Origin of the sequence: Paenibacillus sp. A3 (assembly GCF_001399685.1) — a bacterium.
Taxonomy (GTDB): domain Bacteria; phylum Bacillota; class Bacilli; order Paenibacillales; family NBRC-103111; genus Paenibacillus_G.
Genome location: NZ_JTHN01000273.1, coordinates 1 through 1,507 on the forward strand (window position 1 = coordinate 1; position 1,507 = coordinate 1,507).

2 protein-coding genes are annotated in these 1,507 nt (G+C 52.1%); both read right to left on the reverse strand.

What is annotated here, in order from left to right; genetic code table 11:
* Nucleotides 1-1,208, reverse strand: a 1,208-nt coding sequence (locus QJ48_RS32625; RefSeq protein WP_237763133.1) for a sensor histidine kinase, incomplete at its 3' end; no start/stop codon positions are given.
* A gap of 104 nt (nt 1,209-1,312) precedes the next feature.
* Nucleotides 1,313-1,507: hypothetical protein (locus QJ48_RS37785; RefSeq protein ID WP_054977488.1), on the reverse strand; the 195-nt coding region annotated here is incomplete at its 5' end.

The following is a 1,507-nucleotide window of genomic DNA, read 5'->3' on the forward strand; positions in this document are numbered from 1 at the left end:
AAGTGCGGATTAATTTGCGATTGCATGACGGCGAGTTCGTACTCTTTTTTCTTCTTCTGCTCTTCCACCATGTTTTCCATGAGCGTCTTGGTGCGGACGACCATTTTGTTAAACTCTCTGGCCAAGGCGCCGATCTCGTCGCGCTCCTTCAGTTCGAGCCAGACGTCGAGGTTGCCCTCCTGCACGCTTTTGACCGTTTTCTTGATCTGGTTCAGCGGCCTCGTAATCGATCTGGCGATAAGAATGGTCAGGATGATGGCCGAAACGACGAAAATGAGGCTTAAATAAAAGGTTTTTTCCATCAAAATCTGATTATCGCGGGTAATCTCCTTAATCGGCACGATTCCGACAATAATCCAGTTCAAGCGCGGATAGGTGCGGGCAACGACCAGATTGTCCTCGCCGTTCAAGCTGAACGTCCGGCCGCCCTCATGCCCGATCACCCAGGAATAATAAGGCTCCTGCCCGATAGAGGCATAAAGCTGGCTCTTGTCGCTGTGCGAAGCGATCGTGCCCTGCTTGTTGACGATAAAAATTTCACCGCTGTGCCCGATATTGATATGAGCGTATTGATCGGCGATGTACCGCTCGTCGATAGATAATTGGATCACTCCAAGGGGACTCCCGTCCTTGGCGGTGTTGAATTTCTGAAGGAGCGAGACGACAGGGTGAGCCCCCCCTTCCTTCTCGTAGTTGCTTTTGGCCGTATCCTTCCATACGGGGCCGTAAACGGAACCTGAGAATGCGCGGACATATTCGTCGTTGACGTTCCGGACGTTCTTGAGTCCGCCGGAATCGTACAGGTGGCCGTTGCGGTCGTAGATGAGCATAGCGTCCACAAACGTCTTGGAGTCGACGATATCGGCGAGGGCGTTCGAAACCTCAACCGAACGGTTGTAATTTTCCAGCGGATCCGAGGTGGGCGGGGCGCTCAGGTAGCGCTGCACGCTGTTGTTTGTAATCGCGATTTTGGAGTAGTTTTCCGAATTGTCGAGGATGATCTCCAGCTTCTCCGAGACCAGCCGCAAATTTTGCTCCGTATTCTCGATGGCTTTGTCGATCAGTATGGCGGACGAAACACGGTACGTAAAAACGGACAGCAAAATAAGCAGCAAGGACAGGGCGGTCATAAACGAGCGCGTGATCTTTTTATTGACGGAAAGCGAGTAATAGTAGTCCAATACGCGGTTTTTCATAGCTGTCAGCAAGCCCCGTCACCTCTCCCGCAGTAAAGCGCTATCAGAGTTTCATTATAGGACAAAACGGAGGTGCGTTGGAACACCTCCGGAATTAGTAAAATCTTGAAGTTGTCTTAGTCTTGCAGATCGATGACGACCATCTGATGGCATTCAAGCTCGGGCAGCGTGTACTTGATGCCTTCGGCGTCCGATCTGTAATCGAGCGGCGTCCCTTGCGGGGCTAGGTACACGCCCTTCACCCGCCGTCCCGGCAAACGAAGCTTCACGTCGATGTTATAGAGCGGAACGATGTCCTCGATGATCTCGAC